The 21,021-nt window shown below is 69.1% G+C and carries 17 protein-coding genes; all 17 read right to left on the bottom strand.

Annotated features, from left to right (window positions below; translation table 11 throughout):
• Nucleotides 1-21: 21 nt before the first annotated feature.
• Nucleotides 22-387: a hypothetical protein gene (locus AB4850_RS12750; RefSeq protein WP_414440167.1), complete on the bottom strand. Its 366-nt coding sequence runs from the start codon at nt 385-387 to the stop codon at nt 22-24.
• Nucleotides 384-1,532 (bottom strand): ABC transporter permease, encoded by a 1,149-nt coding sequence (locus tag AB4850_RS12745; protein WP_414440166.1) that lies wholly within the window; start codon nt 1,530-1,532, stop codon nt 384-386. The genes AB4850_RS12750 and AB4850_RS12745 overlap by 4 nt, the downstream gene beginning before the upstream one ends.
• A complete protein-coding gene (locus AB4850_RS12740; protein ID WP_414440165.1) occupies nt 1,532-2,266 on the bottom strand; it encodes an ABC transporter ATP-binding protein in 735 nt (244 codons plus the stop codon). Before AB4850_RS12740 ends, AB4850_RS12745 begins: the two co-directional genes overlap by 1 nt.
• Nucleotides 2,241-3,329: an efflux RND transporter periplasmic adaptor subunit gene (locus AB4850_RS12735; protein ID WP_414440164.1), complete on the bottom strand. Its 1,089-nt coding sequence runs from the start codon at nt 3,327-3,329 to the stop codon at nt 2,241-2,243. The genes AB4850_RS12740 and AB4850_RS12735 overlap by 26 nt, the downstream gene beginning before the upstream one ends.
• Nucleotides 3,326-6,019, bottom strand: a complete 2,694-nt coding sequence (locus AB4850_RS12730) for a lantibiotic dehydratase (protein WP_414440163.1) — start codon at nt 6,017-6,019, stop codon at nt 3,326-3,328. The genes AB4850_RS12735 and AB4850_RS12730 overlap by 4 nt, the downstream gene beginning before the upstream one ends.
• The gene (locus tag AB4850_RS12725) at nt 6,016-7,083 is read right to left on the bottom strand and encodes a PqqD family peptide modification chaperone (protein WP_414440162.1); all 1,068 of its coding nucleotides are present in this window, start codon (nt 7,081-7,083) and stop codon (nt 6,016-6,018) included. Before AB4850_RS12725 ends, AB4850_RS12730 begins: the two co-directional genes overlap by 4 nt.
• Nucleotides 7,080-9,584: a hypothetical protein gene (locus tag AB4850_RS12720; protein WP_414440161.1), complete on the bottom strand. Its 2,505-nt coding sequence runs from the start codon at nt 9,582-9,584 to the stop codon at nt 7,080-7,082. The genes AB4850_RS12725 and AB4850_RS12720 overlap by 4 nt, the downstream gene beginning before the upstream one ends.
• The gene (locus tag AB4850_RS12715; RefSeq protein ID WP_414440160.1) at nt 9,581-10,204 is read right to left on the bottom strand and encodes a hypothetical protein; all 624 of its coding nucleotides are present in this window, start codon (nt 10,202-10,204) and stop codon (nt 9,581-9,583) included. The genes AB4850_RS12720 and AB4850_RS12715 overlap by 4 nt, the downstream gene beginning before the upstream one ends.
• Before the next feature lie 8 nt (nt 10,205-10,212).
• Entirely contained in the window at nt 10,213-11,595 is a 1,383-nt protein-coding gene (locus AB4850_RS12710) for a YcaO-like family protein (protein WP_414440159.1), read from the bottom strand.
• Nucleotides 11,582-12,514 (bottom strand): thiopeptide-type bacteriocin biosynthesis protein, encoded by a 933-nt coding sequence (locus tag AB4850_RS12705; protein ID WP_414440158.1) that lies wholly within the window; start codon nt 12,512-12,514, stop codon nt 11,582-11,584. Before AB4850_RS12705 ends, AB4850_RS12710 begins: the two co-directional genes overlap by 14 nt.
• Nucleotides 12,511-13,575: an ABC transporter permease gene (locus AB4850_RS12700; RefSeq protein ID WP_414440157.1), complete on the bottom strand. Its 1,065-nt coding sequence runs from the start codon at nt 13,573-13,575 to the stop codon at nt 12,511-12,513. The genes AB4850_RS12705 and AB4850_RS12700 overlap by 4 nt, the downstream gene beginning before the upstream one ends.
• 2 nt (nt 13,576-13,577) lie before the next feature.
• The gene (locus AB4850_RS12695; RefSeq protein ID WP_414440156.1) at nt 13,578-14,516 is read right to left on the bottom strand and encodes an ABC transporter ATP-binding protein; all 939 of its coding nucleotides are present in this window, start codon (nt 14,514-14,516) and stop codon (nt 13,578-13,580) included.
• A gap of 81 nt (nt 14,517-14,597) precedes the next feature.
• On the bottom strand, nt 14,598-14,873 hold the full coding sequence (locus AB4850_RS12690; protein ID WP_414440155.1) for a hypothetical protein: 276 nt from the start codon (nt 14,871-14,873) through the stop codon (nt 14,598-14,600).
• 546 nt (nt 14,874-15,419) lie between these two features.
• Entirely contained in the window at nt 15,420-16,874 is a 1,455-nt protein-coding gene (locus AB4850_RS12685; RefSeq protein ID WP_414440154.1) for an MFS transporter, read from the bottom strand.
• A 50-nt stretch (nt 16,875-16,924) separates the two neighbouring features.
• Entirely contained in the window at nt 16,925-17,521 is a 597-nt protein-coding gene (locus AB4850_RS12680; protein WP_414440153.1) for a TetR/AcrR family transcriptional regulator, read from the bottom strand.
• A 139-nt stretch (nt 17,522-17,660) separates the two neighbouring features.
• The gene (locus tag AB4850_RS12675) at nt 17,661-18,713 is read right to left on the bottom strand and encodes an XdhC family protein (RefSeq protein ID WP_414440152.1); all 1,053 of its coding nucleotides are present in this window, start codon (nt 18,711-18,713) and stop codon (nt 17,661-17,663) included.
• 28 nt (nt 18,714-18,741) lie between these two features.
• The gene (locus AB4850_RS12670) at nt 18,742-20,973 is read right to left on the bottom strand and encodes a xanthine dehydrogenase family protein molybdopterin-binding subunit (protein WP_414440151.1); all 2,232 of its coding nucleotides are present in this window, start codon (nt 20,971-20,973) and stop codon (nt 18,742-18,744) included.
• Nucleotides 20,974-21,021 lie beyond the last annotated feature (48 nt).

The following is a 21,021-nucleotide window of genomic DNA, read 5'->3' as shown; positions in this document are numbered from 1 at the left end:
GCCCGTCGGGCGCCTGGCGGGTCAGCAGCGCGAGTTCGGGGAGCGGCCGGCGCGCGCGGCGGCCGGGCCGCAGCCGCCGCCGAGGTTCGGCAACTGCTGCAGATAAAGGGCTTGCGCGGGCGTCACGATGCTCGACAGCTCCGAATCCGCCTGGGCGTTCATCAGGAAGAACAGGCCCGGCTCCTGGCTGGCCTCGACGGTGGCCAGCAGGCCGTGCCGAACCGAGAACGTCAGCGCGCAGACTCCGGCCACCAGTGCGAACGACACCACCACGGCGGCCAGATAGGCCGGCCGTTGCAGCAGATGCCGCAGCACTACCAGCCCGAGGCGCAGCGCCTGATACGACGCGCTCGCGCGGCGGGGCAAAACGGTCGGGGAAGCGTTCATGAGCTTGTCCGGTTCGCGGTGATGGCCGAAAACAGCGCGGGAAGGCCGGTCGCCAGGGCCAGCAGCACGACGACGCCCGCGATCGAGGCCGCGTCGTTCAGGCCCAGGTGCAGGCCGCTCAGTTGCGGCGGCCCCCAACTGCGCAGGGCGATCAGGCCGAGCCACCCGAGCGTGGCGCCGGCCAGCGCCCCGCACGCCACCAGCGGCTGATGCTGGAGGAAGGCGGTCAGGCGGATCCAGGCCGCCGGAAATCCGATCCTGCCGAACAGCGCGTAATCGTCCAGCGAGCGCTGCGCCAGCACCACGATGTTGGTGACGAGCAGCACCGCGAGCAGCAGGCAGATCGTGCCGTCGATGAAGGTGATGGCCTTGCCGAAATCGAACATGCGCTGCAGCAACTGCTGCATATGGACGTGCACCGGCGCGGTCTGCGTGATGCCCTGGTATGCCTGCCGCGCGAACAGGGCGTCGATGCGCTGGGCCACTGCCGCCAGCGAGGCGCCGGGGGCGGGCTGCACCACGAAGTAGCTGGTCAGCCCCTTGCCGTTCTGGCGGTTGTCCTCGAAATAGTCGTAATGCACGTACAGGGCCGGCGGCGCGGATTCCTCGCGTTCGTCGACGAAGCCGCTGACGCGCAGGTCGAGCACGCCGCCTTGCGCGAGCTGCCAGATCGACGACTGCAGGGGCAGGCGGTCGCCGCGCGCGAGCCCGTAGCGTTGCGCGAAGCGGCGATCGATGAGCACGCCGTCTCGCGCCTGGCGCCAGGCGTCCAGTTCGGCGGCGCCGACCTGCAGGGACGGGTTGGCGGCGAAGAAGGTCGGGGCATCGACGGCGAACGCCGGCACGCCCCAGCCGGGCTGGCGGAAGAACGCGCCGACCCACGCCGCGTGGCTGACCTGGGCGACGCCCTCGACACCGGCGATCTTCGCGGCGTAATAGGTGGGCAGCGGCATCTGCGTGCTGACGCCGTTGAGCACCAGCAGCCGCCGATCGGCGCTGGCATCGATGGTGGGCGACAGCGCGTTCGCGAGCGCCATCGTCATCAGCAGCGTCGCGAAGCCGATCGCGACGAAGGCCGCGGTCAGCACGGAGCGCAGCCGATGCCGTCGCATGCTTTGCACGATGTATTGGAGGCGCGCCGACATCAGGCCTCCGCCGCCGTTTCCCGCGCGTATTCGACCAGCTTGCCGTGATCCAGCCGGAAGTGCCGATGCGCGCGCGCGGCGACCGCCGGGTCGTGGGTGACGATCACGATGGTCTTGCCGTGCGAGGCGCACAGCGTCTCGAGAAGATCCATGATCGCGTCGCCCATCTCGCGGTTCAGGTCGCCGGTGGGTTCGTCGCACAGCAGGATTTCGGGGTTGCCGGCGACCGCGCGCGCGATCGCGACGCGCTGCTGTTCGCCGCCCGACAGTTCCGAGGGCAGGTGCGCGTGTCGGTGGCTCATGCCGACCAGCGCGAGGGCGGCGTGCACGCGTTCGGCGCGCTCGGCGCGCGGCAGGCGCCACAGATCGAGCGGCAGGGCGACGTTCTGCGCCGCGCTCAGCACCGGAATCAGGCAGTAGAACTGGAACACGAAACCGAGATGCCGGCCGCGCAGCCGCGTGCGCTGCGATTCCGGCAACTGCTCGAAGGCGTGGCCGGCGATCCGCACGCGCCCTTGATCCGCGCGGGCGATGCCGGAGAGCACGTCGAGCAGGGTCGACTTGCCGGCGCCGGACGGCCCCATCACGCTGACCATCTCGCCGGGAAAGACTTCCATGTCGAGGCCGTCGAGGACCTGGATGTGCTCGCGGCCGCGCACGTACGACTTCGATACCTGGCTCAGGCTCAGGATTGGCGCGGCGGCGCCGTCAGGGATGTGAGGATGGGCTGGCAAGCTGGGGTTCCTGTTGGAAGAAGTCCACGTGGACCGACATGTCGTGCTTGAACGCGTCCGGATGCGTGTCGGGATCGATCTCGACGAGGACGGCGGCGCGCCGTTCGTCCACCACCGGCGAAACGAAACGCACCTGCCCGCTCACATGCAGGTCGGGCAGGCTGTCGGGCGTGAGCGTGACGCGCTGGCCCTGGTGCAGCTTGCCGAGCAGGGATTCGGGCACCCATACGTCGGCATGGAACGGGCCGGTGGCGACGATCGTCGCGATCCCGGTGCGCGCGAAGCTGCCGGCCGCCGAGATGGGCGAGACGATTTCGCCGGGCGCCGCGTCGAGCGAGACCACCACGCCGTCGAAGGGCGCGCGGATGGTGGCTTTGCGCAGGTCGATGCGGCTGCGTTCGAGCGCGTTGCGTGCGGCGTCCACCTTCAGGCCGAGCGCGCGCACCTCGGCGGCCCGCAGCACGTACTCGGCCTGGGCGTCCTCGACCTGTTGACGCGGCACGGCGCCGGCCGGCAGAAGCCGGTTCAAGCGGGCCAGACGCGTCTCGGCGAGCGGCAACTGGGCCTGCGCGCGAGTCAGATCGCTGCGTGCGCTGGCGACGGCGGTCAGCGCGTCGAATTGCGCCGTCTCGAGCAGCGAGGTGTCGAGCCGCGCGATCGGATCGCCCTGGCGGACCTGCTGACCACGCTCGACCAGGACGCGCTCGAGCGTGCCCGTCACTTCGGCGGATACCGTCGCGATCTGGCGTGCCTTCAGCAGCCCGGCCGCCGTGATCACGCCGGCGGCGGTGTCCGTCGGTCGAGATGGCGCGTGGTGGGTCGCAGCCGCCGGCGCGGTGTCGGCGACGTTCGCCGGCGCGTGCCGGAACGCGAACAGCCCGGCGCCCGCCAGGGCCGCGATGCCGATGGCGAGGGCCAGCAGGCGGTAGCCGGCGCGCGGGGGGCGGCCGCGCGCAGCGGGGCCGCCGTCGGCGTCCGGCGCGCGCGCGCCGCCCAGCGGGCGCGTCAGCACGTCGAGGGAATCGGCGGGCGCGCCGCGCGTGAGGTGCGGATCCGGACTCATGCCGGTTCCGTGGCGGTCTGGTCCGCGTCGGCGCGGGATGCGGCGGGCAGCGCGAGCGCGGGTACGTCGATCACCATCTCGACCAGCAGTTCGCTGACATGCGCGTCGTCGCCGAGCCGGCACCAGCTTGCCGAGGGCGCCGGCAGCGCTTCGCGGAACACGATCCACTCGGCGTGCCGGGCGGTCGACAGCACGGCGTCGATGCAATGCGCATTGCCGAGCCGGCTCCATACGGGCTTGCGAATCTTCACGTCGACGAACGATTCCCAACTGAGGAAATCGCTGTGCTGCCCGTTGACATAAACCTCGCCGGGGATCGAATGCGCGGCGCAGAAGTCGAGCATCGATGCGACGCGCGCCTCGGGGCTCGCCGCATCGACTTCGGCCAGCAGCCGTCGCGCGCGCACCCACCAGGTGGCGCGCAGCAGCACGCAGTTGTTCTCGACCAGGCGAGGCTGGTGGCGGATCTCTCGATCGTGGTCGGAGGCCATCACCAGGTCGGCGGCGGGCCGGCCGATCTCGACCGGCTCGGCCAGCGCGATCAGCAGGTACTTGGCGCCCCAGGCCGGCATCGGCGTGGCGCCGCCGAGATACTGCAGGCGGATCGGCGCATCGTCGGGACCGAGAATCTCGATCAGCCCCGATTCGACGTCGTGGCGCAGCTTCAGGTCGCTCAGGCTGCAATCGCCGAATTCGGCCACCTCCTCGTCGACGCACACGTGAGCGTCGGCGAGACGGCGGTGCTGCTGCAAGCCGCTGGATTCGCCGCTGACCGACAGCGTCACGTTGCGCAGCGGCTGCGCGGCGCGGCGCAGCCAGTTGCCGATGGCGTCGGCGCGGGCGTCGGCATCGACGTGACGCGCCGCGGTGGTGCGGGCGGATTGCCAGCCGATCCGGTTGAACGCCGCGTTCAGGATCACCAGCGGTTCGCCGTCCGTCACCGTCTCGGGCTGGCGGGTGTCGAACTGCAGATAGGCGGTGACGGGCAGCTTCAGGCCGCGCGAGTCGATCGGGCCGCAGGCGGCCAGCAGATCGTCGCGCGCGTGCGGGTTGAAGTTCGCGCTGAACGCCATGAACTCGTGCCAGGCGGGTTCGAGGAAGCTCGCCGCGTCGTGGCAGACGCCGCCCGGGCCGAACTTCTGGACGAACTTGCGATGCAGCCACAGATACTCGGTCGACAGCGCCGCGCGCGTGCCGATGGCGGCGGCGACCCGCTTCACGGTGCGCTTCACGAAGGCCTCGCCGAGCACCAGGTGCACGCCCTGGCAGTCCGCTTCCTCGTAAAGCGGGACCCTGAGCCGCGGCGGCTCCCGCGTATCCAGCGTGCGATGCAGGGCATGCCAGCGCGCCTCGATGTCCGCGAGCGCCGCGGGGCGTTGCGTGTCGGCGCATTGCGCGAAATTTTCGGCCAGCTCGTCGAGCTCGGCGATCGATGCGGCGAGCGCTTGCCACTGCCCGGGAGCAAGGCTCGCGGCGTTCGCGGACGCCGGCCGATCGATCGGCCGGGCGGGCTCGGCGGCACCGGAGAGCCGGGCGACGAACGCGCCGAGCGGTGCGGCGGCCCGCACGCAATGCGCGTTCCACTGGATGGCGGGACGCAGCACGTCGGTGCGCAACAGGCTGCGCACGATCCGGCGCGCGTCTTCCGTCGAGCGGCCGGCGGCGCGCAGCAATTGCTCGGCATCGCAGGCCCGGAACCGCTCGGGAAGCTGTGCGAACGCGGCCAGCAAGGGCGCCAGCGAAGGATTGTCGACCACCAATTCCTCGGCCCAGAGCGTGCCGTGCCGGAGCTGGTAGCTCCGGGCGCGGCCTCGCACCGAGGTGGCGTCGACGCCGTTGCGTGCCGCATGTCGGGCGACCAGGCGGAACGTCGGATTGCGCTTCAGGGGCAGGTCGCGCTCGAACATCGCGGCCGGCGCATACAGCGCGTCGCGCAGGCTCACCGCGATGCTGCGATTGAGCAGGCTGGTGCTGGTCAGCCGGGCATCGCGTGCATCGAACTCGCCGTGCGCGGCGTCGCTGTCGATGCGTGCCAGCGCGATCGCACCGAACGTGCTGAACGGGCTGGTTTTGGTCGCGGCGCGCAACAGGTAGGCGAGCAGGGTGCGTTCGATGGCGACGCGTTTCTTGCGCGGCAACGCCCCCCACGAGGCGCCCGCCGCCGGCAGCGAACGCATCAGCGAGGGCGCGGCCAGCGCGAGCGCGGCGCGAAAGTGCGGAACGCGGCTGGCCGCCTCGAGCGCGGCGGACGTCTCGGCGATGCCGGCGTGAACGATCTCGCAGAAGCGCGCCTGAGCCGCCTCGCAGCGCACCGCCGCCGCATCGAACGCGACGTGTGCCGCGAGCGTGGCCGGCGCCTGGCTGGCGAGCCAGGCTTCGAGCGTGGCGGCCAACGGCCGGCGCCGGTTCCCGAACGCGGCGCGCTTGAGCGCCAGCAGGGCGAAGCGGGCAGGGTCGTCCGGAGCATGGCGGATGGTCTCGTGGAGACGCTCCACATACTGCGCAGCGCTGCGCTCGCGCTCCCGTTCCAGCGCACGCAGGCGGGCATGCTGCCGCATCGCGTCGGCGCCGGGCAGGTCGGCGGCATGGCGCGCCGGCAGTCCGCCGACCCGCAGCAGGGCGAAACCGGCAAGCCTGATCCCGATCGCGTCGGCGGGGTCGGCCGAAACATTCGCTTGGCGTTGCGTCATGAGGTCAAGGAGTCGATCAATTGCGTCAGCAGGCGGAACGTCAGCAGGGCATAGGCGCTGCCGTACAGGCCATGGAACAGGCTCGCATGCGGCCAGTCGCCGGCGCGCGCGCGCGGCCATCCGTCCGGCGCCCCGCCCTCGGAAAAGAGCGCCGAAAAGGCGCTGCTGGCGTCGGAGGCGCGAAACGGCGTCAGGTTGAAAAACAGCGCGACGAGCGTCACGACCGCGCCGTATTCGGCGATCAGCGACACCGCGCCGCCGTGCGGGGCGGCCAGCGCAACGGCCAGGCAGCAGGCGGCGAAACCGAGGTCGAAGCGCGGCCCCGCGAGGGCCACCGCGCATTGCACGTCGCGCCGATCGCCCAGCGCGATGGCGCTGGTGTTGACATAGGCCGAGGGCAGCAGGAAACCCCGGAATTTGAGGCCGGCTCCCGCCACCGGGAAGCCGTGCAGCCGGCAGGCCACGGCGTGGGCAAATTCGTGGCCGGCGAGCCACAGCAGCAGCAGCGCGCCGATGCCGGCGCCGCTGGCCGCGTCGAGCCGGCTCGCGTGGTCGATCGGGTGGAGCCGCGCGATGCCGATCAGGCACAGCAGCACGGCGGCCACGAGACCGGCCCGCGCCGCGGAGCCGAGCGCGGCCGGCGCCTTGCCGAGCGCATCGGCCACGCGACGTGCCGCGGCGTCCGGATTCGGCAGGCGCCAGCGCGCCAGCATCGGCGGACTGGCGCTTTCGGCCGCGGCCGGGCCGGCGACTGCCGTGGCGGGCGCTTCGAGCAGCCCGGCCCGGTCGAGGCGCTGCAGGAACGCGCCGACCGCGGCATGGCGCTGGCCGGCCGGATGGCGCGGGTAGCGGGCCGCCAGATGCTCGGCCAACTGCGCCGTGGTGACCGGGGTTTCGAGCAGGCGGGCCAGTTCCGAGCTTGCGCCGCTGAGTTTCAAGGCGCGCTCGAAACGTCCTCCGGCAAGGATCAGCATGCTGTCCTGAGGGCTGCCGATCGCCACATCCGTGCGTAGCGACCAGCGTTGCGGGGCGTCTTGCGCCGGTTCGACGTGCATCTCGTTCATGGCGTCTGCGCGCCTGCCGGCGCCGGATGCGCGAGCGCCAGCGAGAACAGCGCGGTGGCGCGATAGCCATCGGTGCCGTAGGGGCGCAGCCCGTGTTCGATCACGCCGCCGCACGGCGCGCCGACCAGCCCCATGCCGCTTGCGCCGATCCAGGCCAGCCCGACGGCGGCGCCGGCATCGCGATGCAGCTTGCCGTAGGCGGCGGGATCGCCACCGGACAAGGCCGCCTCCAGATCGGCGATCACCACCAGCATCGCGGCGGCGCGCTCGAAATTGGCCTGGTTGACGCATTGCCCGATTTGCCCGGCCGACAGTGCTCCGAGGCGGCGCCAACTGGCCGGATCATCCTGCGGGCAGTCATACACGCCGGCCGGCAGGATGTCGGTGTCGCGCGGCAGCAGCAGCCAAGGGCGCCAAGCTGGGCCGGCGGGCCGCGCGCGTTCGTGCGGATCGCGCCGGTTCAGCATCAGGGCGACCAGGGTTCGCAGCGACTCGCCATCGATGGGCCGATCCGAGAAGTCGTAACGCGCGCGCCGTTGCAGCAGCACCGTGTCGAGCTGGTCGATCGTTGCGCGGCGCAGCAGCTTGCGCAGCGTCGCGCCTTGCGATGCGTCGTGGTCGGGCGCGGGTTCGGCGGCCTGCACCAGATGATCCGCGGGCGTGTCGATCATGGCGAGCAGGTCCGCCGTCTCGCGGGCGTCGACCAGCGGCCGCGAGACGCTGGCCTGGCCACCGAACAGATGCAGCGCCGTGCAGACGAGATGGGTGTTGGCCTCGTCGGCAAGCAGCAGGGCGTCGGCGATCCGGGTGGCGGGAAGGCGTGGAGGCGCGCCGAGGCGCCATCCCGCCGCCGCCGCGCAGGCGGCCAGCCAGGCGGTGGTGACCCCCGCGTCGAGATGCGTGAGATTGAAGCCGAAATCGTGGTACTTGCTGCGCAGCCTTGCGAGGTTGCTGGTGATGATCAGGGTGCACGGCGGCACCCCGGAGGCCTCTGCCCCGAGCGGCCCGTACAGGTATTGGCGCAGGCGGGTGGCCTGGGGCAGTTCCAGCGAGACGAGGGTGTGGCGCGGCCCGTCGAACAGGTACACGCCCTGTGACAGGCCCGGCACCGCGTTGGCCACCAGGTAGCACGAGGTGGACTGCAATTGCCCTGCCGACGGCGCGATGCGTCTCGGCGCGCCGTCCGCGTCGGCCTGGTAGCCGGCGACGAGCCGGAGCACGGTCGCCAGTGTCGACAGCGAGAGCGCGTGCGGGTCGGGCGGCGTCGCCGACGAAAGCGCGGGCAGCTCCGAGGGCGACGCCAGCGCGATTTCCTCGCGGGCGCCGGCATGCGGCAGCGGCGAGTCGTGCAGCTTGACGTTCTCGAGCGAGAAATGCGTCTGGAACAGGCGTGGCGAAAGCAGTTCGCGCGGCGGCGGCCGGGTGCCGACGTGATGAAGCCAGGCCGCGAAGGCGCCGTTCGCGTGCCGCCGGTCGCTGTCTCTTCCGTTCTGCCAGGCGGTGCCGGTCAGCCAGGCCATTTTCACGACCACCGGATAAAAACCTTCCGCTCCCGCCGCGTGCACGACCACGCGGTTCAGGTACAGCTCGTGCGTGAGCCCCAGCAGCAACTGCTGACATTCGTGCAGGACAACCGTGGCCCACCAGGCGAGATCGAGCGCGTCCGGCTGTTCGTCCGGCGGTTCGATCTGCAGCGCGGCGCAGCGATGCGTGGCGGTCTGCGTCGCCAGGACATAAGGGCCGATGTGAGTCTCGGACCGGCCGACCCGGGCATTGAGGTAGGGCCGTCCGCTCGCAAGCCAGCGATCCGACAGCGCCTCCAGCGGGCCGGCCGCCGGACCCGCGGTGCCGATGAAGAGCGCGTGCGTGGAGGAATCGAGGTCGAGGGCTGCCGGCTGGCCGCCGCGCGCGTCCTCGATCGCCGCGATGCGCACCGCCCCGAACGGCATGCCGTCCACCGCGCGCCGCAGGCTCGCGACCGCCGCGCGCGGCGCCCAGATGCCCAGCCGGATCGCCTGGGCCGCGCGGATTGCCGATTCGCGATTGGCGTGCATGCGCGTGCCGCCGACGAAGCGGCCCAGATAGGCCGTCACCGCCGGCGAGGGCGGCGGCGAGCCGGTGATGTCGTGCTCGCGCGTGGCGTGGTCGTCTGCTTCCTCCAGCAGACCGTAGCGGAACAGCAGCGAGACCAGCCCGGTTGCGCCACCCTCGATGGCATGGCCGATCTCCGCCTCGATGTCGGGGAGCGTGCGCGTGCCGTCGAGCAAGGCCAGAAGCCTGCGCAGCACCTCGACGCCCGCTCCGCATTGCAGGGTGCGAGGCCTCTGTGCGCCATAGAGCGTCAGGCTGGTCGGGCCGGCCGGCACCAGCAGCAGCTCGGGAACCAGCCTGGGCCGCCTCGGCATGCCGTCGAGCAGTTCCTCGTGCTGCAGGAACTGGGCGGCCGAGATCGTCGCGCTGAGCGCGCTCGAGGCGCCCTGATTTCGGATCGCGTCGCTCATTGCAGCAATCCGTCGAGTGCGGGACGCAGGGCGCCGAGCCATCGCTCCTCGAGCGAGGCGCGCGGCAGCGAACGGCAGGTGCAGCCGTGCAGGGCGATCACCCGGCTTTCGACGGTGCGGCTGTCCACCAGGCTGAGCGCGCTGAGACGGCCGGCGTCGCCGGCGCGGCAGCGGCCGTGCTGCAACAGTTTCAGGGCCGCCAGTTCGACCAGCGTCGGCAAATGGCCCGGCAATTCGCTGTCGGGATGCGCTTCGATGAAGGCGTTCAGGTTCTGGTCCTGGCGTGCCGTGCGCGGCTTCTCGACCATGCTGGCGAAGCGCCGGAGCGCGCAGCGCAGGCATGGGCCGGCGCCCGGAATCACGAGCGGGCCGCACATCAGCAGATGATCCGACAGCACCACCATCGAATGCGCGAGACGGGCGGCCTGGAATCGGTCGGACAGACGTTGCAGCGCGATCGTCGGCCGTGCCGAGAGCGCGAGCGCGACGAATTCGCCGGATTCGCCATCCCAGGCGTGATGGCGGGCCTCGTCGAGCGTCATCACGCGCGCCCCGGGCAACTGCGCCACGAGCGTTTGACGAACCGCGAGACCGAATGCGCCATGGTGGACGATGATCATGAGTCGTGTCAGGCGAACGGTTGGGGATAGGGATTGATCGGGTGCGCCCGGCCGGTGCGCGTTTCCAGTTCGCGCTGCATGCGCAGCAGCCGGGCGTGGCCGAGGTAGCGCGAGCCGTAGCATGCCGACATCGGCATGAGATCGGGAATCACCGCGCGCACCACGTGCAGGCCGGCGTCGCGCAGCTCGTCGGTGGTCATGTCGACCAGCACGATGTCCATCCCGAGCGCGGCGAATCGCTCGACGATGTACTTGAGCTGCGAGGCGGGCTCGGTGGGCAGGCCTCGGCCGATGCGTGAAATGCCGACGTGGCGGGGCGCGGACGGTTCCGGCGCGGGCGCGTCGGCCTCGTGCGGGGCAAGCAGGAAATCGAACGCCGCGCGATGCTCGATGCGGGCCATGTGGATCGCACCCTGCTCGAGTTCGACGAAATCGTGCAGATCCTCGGGCACCGGCAGGCGATGCTCCAGGATGGTCCGGCCCATCGCGCTTTCGCGGATCAGTTTCGAGTACGAGCCCCAGGTATCGAAGCTCGTCGAGCAGTTGACGAACTGCGCCGCATGCGGCGCGCCATCGCGCAATTGCAGGGAATACAGCGTGGGAATGCCGGTGTCGAGCGTGACGTCGAACACCCGGTGATCGAGCAGGCTGGCGTCGAGGCGCCGGATCTTTTCCGCGTGCGCGGCCGGCGTCGGCTCGTCGAGATGCACGCGTGGCGCCTGCATGCGCAGCAGCCACAGCAGCGAAATGGCGTCGCGCTCCACCACCTCGCAGATCGCGGCCACCGCGGCGCGCGCGAAATCGAGATGCGCGGCCACGCCGGTCGAGATCGGCAGCCAGAACGATTCGCCGGCCCATGGGCGCGCATAGAGATGCGTCATGATCAGCGGTACGTAGGTGGTGCGCCGATGCAGCAGGGAGTAGCCGGGAATCCAGCGCAGCGGCGCCTGAGGATCGATGCGTCGCAGACGGCATTTGGGGTGCGCGTATTCCTGGTCCGAACAGCGCGGGATCCGCTCGGCCGGAATGCCGCGCTCGTCCATTTCCGCGAACGACGCCACCGTCACGTCGCGTTTGTCGTAGACGCAGGTGGCGTAACGTTCGGCCGCCTCCGCGACCGAACGGATCATGGCGATGTCGAGCGATTCGTCGGCGCCGCAGCCTCCGATATCGATGCGCTGCAGGTCGTTGCCGGCCTGTTCGGCGATATGGGAATACGCCATCGACAAGTTGCCGATATGGGACAGCACGGCGTGGAAGCGCGGCACATGCAGTTCCGTCTGCGGCAGGCTGTAGACCCCGCGCACCACGCCGCCGAACGGCGCGACCAGCGAGAGAAACGGATACTGCGCGACCAGCTCGGGGCGCAACAGGCGGTTATGCAACTGCATGCCGGTAGCCTGCTTCGTATGCCTTGGCCAGCAGGCTCGCGAGATAGGCCTCGTCGATGGCGTTGAAGCCGAGGCGGTTGTTCATCAGATGCGAGAAGTGGAACGCGAGGCGTTCGGCGAGCGTTGGCGACCACGCCGGACAGTGCCTGCCGTAGCCCTGCTGCGCGTCGGCCAGGGCCGCGCGCCAGGCGGCGATCCAGGCGCGCGCGTTGCCGTCCAGCGTGTCGCGCGCGGGAACGATCGGCTCGCCCGCGTCGAGGATCTCGTAGGCGCGTTCGGCGAACGCCGCCTTGAAGGCGCCGATGGCCGGATTGCCCGCCAGCCAGAAGGTCGCGTAGCGCTCGAGAAACGGCCGCGCCTCTCCGTCCTTCAGCAGCACGTCCATGCTTTCGACGAACACCGCCAGCGCCAGGTCCTTGCGATTGACGCGCCCCTCGCGTTCCAGCTGCAAGGCCTCGCGCGCGAGTTCGCTCGATCGGTGGAACAGCGCCTCGGCGATCGGCATGCCGCGTTCACCGCCGTACTTGTCGAGTTCCGGCTCGTATTCGGCGCGCTCGCAGATCACCGGCAAGGGCGTGCGCGGCGGCTCGGGCGGATTGCCGGCCATCGACACCAGCGGGGCGTAGGTGCTTTGGGGCGCCTGCGCCAACTGCGTGATGGCGTTGTGAAGCGCCGCGTACAGCGCCGTCTCGTCCTGCCGGCCGGCGGCACCCAGCTTCGCGCGAAAACGCAGATGCACGCCGCGTTCGTCGATGTAGCGCAGGAAGAACCACGGACGATCGCCGACGATGTCGAGTGCGTCGTCGAGGGCATCGGTGATCAGGTAGTCGATGGCGTCGTGTTTCGATCCGACGTAGAGCTTGTAGTAGCACCAGTCGGTGGACGGCAATGCCGGATCGCGAGGAGTTTCCAGTCTCATTGTGCTTGTTGTTCGAAGCGGAAGTAGCGGGTACCCACCAGCGTCGAGGCCAGCAGGTAGGCGAGCATGCCGGCGATCGCAGTCGGCATCTCGAACAGCCCGTGCTGTCCGGTGGTCGTCATGCGCAGGGCCTCGGATACGAAGCTGATCGGCGTGGTGGGCAGCAGCCATTTCCAGGCGCTGTCGCTCAGGTCGTTGAACATCTGGCCGAACAGCATGCAGTAGAAGTTGAACAGCATCAGCACGCCGGTGGCGACGCCCATCCGGCTGAACAGGCCGGCGATCGCATAGCCGTAACTGACCAGGGTCAGCGTGGCGATCACCAGCACCGCGACGAAGGCGAACGGGTGGGCGATGGGCGCCTGGTAGATCAGGCAGCCGATCGCGGTCAGCAAGCCGATCTGCACCAGCGACACCACCACCCGCACCGATACCTGGGCTGCCAGCAGGGCCAGGCGCGGCATCGGCACGATCCGGTACTGGCGGTAGAGGCCCTTTTCCTTCGCGGAGATGATCGGCGCCGCGGTGCCGAACAGGGCGACCTGCAGCAGCGAAATGGCGAGAATCGCCGGGAATACGTAGCGGAAGTAGCTTGCGCTGCCGTTGGGCAAGACGCGCAGCCCGGCGGCTTGCGAGGCGGCCGCCGGGTTTTCCGGGTTCAGCGCGCGCTGCACGATCGGGCCGACGCCCTCGAAGCGCGCCAGCGTGACGACCGTCGCCCGCGCGGGCTCGCCCCCCGGCGTGCCGGCGGGCAGGAGCACCGCCTGATACTTGCCGGCCTGCAGAAACTCGGCGAGGTCGGTCACCGCGACCCGCTGCGGGTGAAAGGCGCCATCTTGCGAGAGGCGCTCGAATGCGTCGCGCGCGGCGGCGTTGTCGCCAACCACGGCCACGTTGAGGGCAAACGACGCATTCGACTGGCCCATGCGCTCCGTCGCGCCGAAACTGATGATGAAGAACAGCGGCAGTCCGAGCGAGAAGATCAACGGCAGCAGGTCGCGCGTGTATTCCTTGAACGTTGCACGCAGCAACGCCCGATAGACGGTCCACAGATACGGCACGGTTAATCCCTTAATGTTTTGCCCGTCAACCGGATGAAGACGTCTTCGAGGCTGCTCTTCGCGACTTGAAGATCCTGGATGCCGGCCGCCTTCTGCTCCTTGAGCCGAAGGATTCGGTGCAGCACCGCGTCGAGGTCGCTGGCGACCAGGCGCGCCTGAAGGCGGGCGGGTGCTTGCGCCGTGTCGAGGAGTTCGACGCCGGGGAGCCATTCGCCGACCACGGACCGGGCGTCGGCATCGAACTCGAAGCGGATGTGGTGCTCGGGACAATGCCGGGCGATCAGTGTCTGGGGAGGGCCGTCCTCCAGCAACCGGCCTTCGTCGATGACGACGACGCGCGTGCACAGCGCTTCCACTTCGTCCATCTGGTGCGTGGCGATCAGCACGGCGCGTCGGTGCCGGGCCTCGCCGTCGCGGATGATGTCCCAGATGTAGCGGCGGCTTTGCGGATCGAGATCGCCGGTGGGCTCGTCCAGGAACAGCAGGTCGGGATTGCCGATCAATGCGATCGAGAGCGCCAGGCGGCGCTTCTGTCCACCCGAAAGGCGGCCAAAGCGGGTATTGCCCTGTTGGCGCAGGCCCACGCGTTCAATGGCGAATTCGATCGGCCCTGCATTTCGATACAGCGCGCCATACATCGAAAGAATTTCGTGAACGGTCAGTAGCGCAGGCAATGCGAAGAATTGCGGCGCCACGCCGATTCGCTGCCTGGCGGATTGCGATAATCCATGCCTGACATCTTCGTCGAATAGCGTAATGGAGCCGGTTTCATAGGAAACCAGCCCCTGTGAACACTCCATGAGCGTCGTTTTTCCGGCTCCATTCGGACCGACAATGCCGATAATTTCACCGGCACGCGCATTCAAGGAAACGTTTTTCAGTGCCTTGACTTCTTTGTACGACTTCGAAAGTCCCGAGACTTCGAACAGAATCCCTGTCATGTGAGCGGTGTCGTGGAGACGATAAGCGATACGGTGGAGTTAATCGCCGCCGCGAGGCGGGAAAGCGGCCTTGACGGCTAATCAGCCGTCGTTGCCGCCACCACCGCCGCCGCCGCCACCGCCCGAGCTGACGATGCTGCCCATCGAGCCGACCGTCGATGCGCTGGAGGCGCACCCGCCCACGCATCCTCCGGTGGTGCTGACGCTACCCACGGACGATGCGCAATCGCTCGCAAAATGCAGCGATTCCGGCAGTTCTTCGACGGCGAGATCAATTGGCTCGTTCAGCCAGGATTCCGAGACGAGTCTCAGGTCAAGGCGATGAGAAATTGAGGATTGCGAATCAATAGAAAACATAAATTCTCCATTCCTTGCATTTAAGAGCGATTCGAATTCGACACCAGCGTCAAGCACACGCCTTTCCGGCTAAACCCTGCCAAGAGATGTCAAATGAGAATCGTTCGTTTTGAGGGAGCGAGTGTAATGATTTGAAACAAGTGACGCAACAGAATTGTTTAATCCTGTTATTTCTATCAGGTTCTTGTGTTGATTTATTTTGATATGGAACCGGCTCGGCTTTGCGATCTGCCATTGCGCATTGCATTGATTCCAGATGGCCGCCTCGTGCTAACGTGCCGAGCAATTCAATGCATGGAGTGGAAGGAAATGGCCAAATGGCTCACGGTGGGTTTGGCGATCGGTGCCGTCCTCGGCGCGGTAACGAAGAACATGGGCCTTTGGTTGAGTCTTGGGGCAGCCGTGGGCGCGGGGCTCGGAGCAGGAGCGAGATCGAAGCGATAGCGCCGTGCTCGCCACGAAGCCGTCGAGCGGCCCCATTTGATGCACAGGAACACGCAAGCACCTCGGAAAACGCCGCCTTGTTTTAAGCGAGTCCTTGTGCCCTCAGATACCGGGGCGCTCCACCGCCGAACGCCGTATCGCGGGTTGCCGGGCGAGGGTGAGGCTCAGCGTTGCGCCGACGGCAAGGCACGCAGCGATACAGAGCGCCGCCACCACGAAGGCGTGCGCAATGGAGGCCGGGTCGTGGCGCGAACCGAGCACGGTGTAGAAAATCCCGCCGATGACCGCGACGCTGAGCGCGGTGCTGACCTGCAAGGTCGAACTGGCGATGCCGGCGATCATGCCCGACATGGCCGGCGCAACGCGGCCGGTCACCATCCGCATCAGCGTCGGCAGCGCGAGACCTTGTCCGAAGCCGATCGTGAACAGCGTGATGGCAAGCGGCGCGAAGGCGGGCGGCATGCCGGCCGGCGATGCCTCGATCAAGCAGGCCAGGCCGCCAAAGCCGACCACTTCCAGGCCCATGCCGAACGCATTGACGTAGGCGCCGAGCAGGCGTCCAGCGAGCGGCGTCGACAACGGGCCCAATAGGAAGCCCGCGCCGAACGGCAGGAACGCGAGGCCCGCGCTCAAGGCGTCGACATGCAGGGCATTTTGCAGATAGACGGAGAACAGCAGGAAGAAGGCGGCGATCGCATAGAACAGCAGGGCGACCAGCAACGCGCGGCCCAGGCCCGGCGCCCGGAGGGTGGCCGGATCGAGCAGCGGGGCGCCGCCCTGGCCGGCGAGCCGGCTTTCGTAGCGCCAGAAGATCCATGCCAATACCGGCACCGCGCCCAGGCAGAGGCATGACCACAGCGGCCAACCGGCTTCACGCCCCTCGATCAGCGGCAGGATCAGCGCACCCAGCGTCGCCATCGACAGGGCCATGCCGACCAGGTCCAGCTTGCGGGCGTGCTCCGCGCGCGTTTCCTTCAACAGGGGGATGCCGAACAGCACGACCAGTGTCGCCACCGGCAGGTTGACGAGGAAGATCGTGCGCCATGCCATGCCGAACAGGTTCAGCGAAATCAGGATGCCGCCCAGCGCCTGCCCGATCACCGAGGCCAGGCCGAAGACGGCGCCATAGAGGCTCAACGCGAGCGGCTTTTCCGCTTCCGGGAAGATCGCCTGGATCGAGGCGAGTGCCTGCGGCGCCATGATGGCGGCCGTCACGCCCTGCAAGGCGCGTCCGATGATGAGCGCCCACGGCGCCCCGGCGACGCCGCACAGCAGGGATGCCGCCGCGAAGCCGATCAGGCCGAGGAAAAATATGCGGCCGCGGCCGAACAGGTCTCCCAGTCGGCCGCCGGTAATCAGCGTCACGGCGTAGCAGGTCGCGTACGAGGAAATGACCCACTGTTCGGCCGAGGACGTGGTGCCCAACTCTCCCTGGATCGAAGGCAGCGCGACATTGACGATGAAGAAATCCAGAGGCGGCAGGAAGGCGCCGACGAGCAGGACCAGGAACATGGCCCAGCGGCGCGGATCGGGTGAAGAGAGCGTGTTCGGGGGCATCGATGCACCTATATACGGAACCATTTGGTTCCAAAATGGACAAAAAAATTTCAATCGAGGATGCGCATCGCGCTGTCGACCAGCGCGAGCATGTCCGCTTCGAGCACGCCGGTTTTGCCCAGCACGCGCATTCCCTCGATCTGGCAGACCAGGAAGCGTGCCAGGACCTGTTCGTCGCGTTCCGCAATCTCGCCGCTTGCCTGGCCTCGCACGATCGCGCCCGCATAAAGCTGCTGGAGGCGGCGGAACATGCGGCCGGTGCGTTCCGCGACCTCGGCATCGTGTGCTGCCATTTCCGTGGCCATGGCCACCACGAGGCACCCGCGTCGCCCGGCATCGCCGATCGAAAGGCGGGCGTAGCGCAGCAGCGAATCGCGAATGGCGGGCTTCACGGCGCCTGGCTGCGAGAGGATGTCGGCGGACGCCTTGAGCCCAGTGGACATATACAGGTCGAGCGCCGCCAGTAGCAGGCCCTTCTTGTCGCCGAACGCCTTGTAGAGACTGCCGCGCGACAGCCCGGTGCCCGCGATCAGATCGGGCAGGGATGCGCCTTCGTAGCCTCGGTCCCAGAAGACGTTCATTGCGTCGCGCGCGGCGTCCTCCAGTTCGAACTCGCGAGGACGGCCAAGACCAGCGGGGTTTGCCATGGATGAACCTCGTGGAAGATGCGCGGATTATATGGACTGATCGGTTTCTATGTCAACCGGTGTGGCTGACGCCGGAAGCGCCGTGTGCCTCGGGAGGGCGCGGCCTGGGATTTTCCGTCTGATCGTGTGAACCCCCGCCCTAAGCCGTCACCACCCCGCACGCCCGCGCAATCGCATCACCCGCCTCGTCCTCCTGCTCGGCGCGCTTGCCCGTCGCCACATCGCTCGGCTGCCTTCCGATCGGCACGCCGTTGCGGCACGCCGTCAGCTCGGCCAGGATCGAGATCGCGATCTCGGGCGGCGTGCGGCTGCCGATATACAGCCCGATCGGCCCGCGCAGCCGTGCAATCGCCGCCGCATCGAGATCGAACAGCGCGAGCCGCTCGCGCCGCGCCGCGTTGTTGCGCCGCGAGCCGATCGCGCCGACGTAGAACGCGGGCGTGGTCAGCGCCTCCAGCAGCGCGAGGTCGTCGAGCTTCGGGTCGTGCGTGAGCGCGATCACGGCGGTGCGCGCGTCGGGCCGCAGCGCGATCACCGCGTCGTCGGGCATGCCGTCGACGAGCCGCGCGCCGGGCACGTCCCACTGCCCGGTGTGCTCCACGCGCGGGTCGCAGACGCTGACCTCGTAGCCCAGCCCGAGCGCGCCGCTCGCCACGTAACGCCCCAGTTGCCCCGCGCCGATCAGCAGCAGCCGGTAGCGCGGGCCGTGCAGCGTGACGAGGCGCCGGCCGTCGAAGCGCAGCCCGCGGTCGGCGTGGCCGGCCGCGAGCGTGGCCGCGCCGCTGGCCAGATCGAGCGTGCGCGCCACCAGTTCGCCGTCGCGCAGCCGCGCCGCCAGCGCTGCGAACTGCGCCGCATGCCGCCCGGCCGGCAGCGGCTCCAGCACCAGTTCGAGCGTGCCGCCGCACGGCAGGCCGAAGCGGTGCGCGTCGTCGGCGGCCAGCCCGTAGGTGGTGGCGAACGGCGTGCCGGCCGGCAGGCCGTCGCGCTGCACGTCGGCGATCAGCGCATCGTCGATGCAGCCGCCCGACACCGAGCCCACCGCCAGCCCGTCGTCGCGCACGGCCAGCATCGAGCCGGCCTGGCGCGGCGCGGAGCCCCAGGTTCGCACCACGGTGGCGAGCAGCGCGCCGCGGCCGTCGCGCAGCCAGCCGGCGAGGGTGGCGAGTACGTCGAGATCGAGATTGTCCACATCGGCTCCCGGTTCGAAGGTGCGCCGCTCAGACGAACACCGGCGCGGCCGGGTCGAGCAGCTTGTCGAGCGTGATCGGCAACTCGCGGATGCGCTGCCCGGTGGCGTGATGCACGGCGTTCGCCACCGCCGCCGCCAGCCCCGTGATGCCGATCTCGCCCACGCCGCGCGCGCCGAACTCGTTCAGTTCGTAGTCCGGATGATCGAGGAAGATCACCTCGATCTCGGGCTGATCGGCGTGCACCGGCACCGGGTACTCGGCGTAGTTGTTGTTGCCGGGCAGGCCGGTGCGCGGATCGTACTCGGTGGCCTCGAACAGCGCCATGCCCACGCCCATCACGATCGCGCCTTCCACCTGGTTGCGGGCGGTGAGCGGGTTCATCACGCGGCCCACGTCGATCGCGCTGACCACCCGCGCCACGCGCAGATGCGAAATGCCCGGATCCCAGCGCACCTCCACGAAATGCACGCCGAACGAGCGGAACGAGAACTTGCCGGTGGGCGCGGCCGGGCTGCTGGCGAAGCCTTCGGCGTTGGCGATGCGGCGCGACTTCAGGATCGCGTCGAACGTGGCGCTGCGCTTGCCGTCGGTCAGGCGGCCGTTGTCGACGCGCAGGTCGTCGGGCTTCGCGCCGGCGAACGGCGCGCCGTCGGCGGTGGCCTGCGTCTTCAGTTGCGCGATGGCGTTGCGGGTGGCCTCGGCGATCGCCGGCGACACGCTCGAGGTGGCCCACGAGCCGCCCGACATCGGCGCGGGCGGGTAATCCGAGCTGCCGAGCTTCACCTTGATCTTCTCGACCGGCAGGCCGGTCAGGCTCGCGACGATCTGCGCCGCGATCGTGTACGTGCCGGTGCCGATGTCCTGGATCGCGCAATTGACCTGCGCGCCGCCATCGCTTCCCAGTTGCACGCGCGCTTCGGCCGGGGCGCGATAGGCGTCCCAGTTGCAGGCGGCCATGCCGTAGCCGATCAGCTCGCGGCCGTCGCGCATCGCGCCGGTGGCCGGATTGCGCGCGGCCCAGCCGAAGCGTTCGGCGGCGGTGCGGATCGCCTCGGGCAGATGGTTGCTCGACCACGGCAGGTTGACGGTTTCGTCGCGCGTGGAGAGGTTGTTCAGGCGGAACGCGAGCGGATCCTGCCCGGCGGCCAGCGCGAGTTCGTCGATCGCCGATTCCAGCGCGAACAGGCCGGGCGCCGCGCCCGGCGCGCGCATCGAGGTCGAGCAGCCGCGATTCACGCGCGTGGTGTGATGGCTGACCAGCACGTTCGGGCAGGAATACAGCACGCGCGAGACGCCGCCGCAATTCTCGGTGAACGAATCGGTCATCGCCGTGGTGTTGATCGACTCGTGCCGCAGCGAGGTGAGCTTGCCGCTCGCGTCGGCCGCCAGCCGCAGCCGCTGCTTGGTTTCGGGGCGATGGCCGGTGGTGGTGAACATCTGCGCGCGCGGCACCAGCAGTTGAACCGGCCGCCCGACCGCCAGCGACGCCGCGCTGGCCGCCACCGAATGCGGCCACATGAACAGCTTGCTGCCGAAGCCCGAACCGATGAACGGCGCTTCCACCGTGACCTGCTCGGGCGTCAGGCCGAACACGCCGGCCAGCGTGTTGCGATGCACGGTCACGCCCTGCGACGCTTCATAGACATGCAGCCGGCCGTTCTCCCAGCTCGCCATGGTAGCGTGCAGTTCCATCGGGTTGTGGGTTTCGACGGGCGTGCGGTAGGTGACGTCGATGCGATGCGGCGCGCCGTCGAAGGCCGGCTCGGGTTCGCCGCGCGTGTGGCCGCGGCCGCCGTCGCGCGTGCCGCTTTTCTCCAGGCCCTGGTCGAGCGTGGCGATCGCCGGGTTCGACGCGTAGCTGACGGCCACCCGGCAGGCGGCCTCGCGCGCGTGCTCGAAGGTATCGGCGATCACGAGCGCCACGAATTGCCCGGCGTAGTTGACGGTGGCGTCCTCGAACGGCACGCGCGATTCGTCGGTGATGCTCGCGCGCAGCACGGTGGGCAGCGAGATCGGGCTCTTGGTGGGGCGGTACAGGCGCGGCACGTGTTCGTGATGAAGGATGTCGATCACGCCCGGCACGCGCATCGCGTCGCGCGTGTCGATCCGGGTAATGCGGCCGCTCGCGATGGTGCTGAACACGCCGTAGGCGTAGACCATTCCGGCGGGATGCTGATCGGCCGTGTAGCGCGCCGCGCCCGTCACCTTCAGGCGGCCGTCGACGCGTTTCACCGGCTGTCCGACGATCGTATCGCTCATGCTTGGCTCCGCGGTGTCGTATGGGAAAGAGGGGTCATCGGCGTGGGC

Origin of the sequence: Burkholderia sp. 22PA0106, from assembly GCF_047497155.1 — a bacterium.
In the GTDB taxonomy this organism is placed as follows: Bacteria; Pseudomonadota; Gammaproteobacteria; order Burkholderiales; family Burkholderiaceae; genus Burkholderia.
The sequence above is the reverse complement of the archived record's forward strand: the minus strand, read 5'-3'. Positions and strand labels throughout refer to the sequence as shown.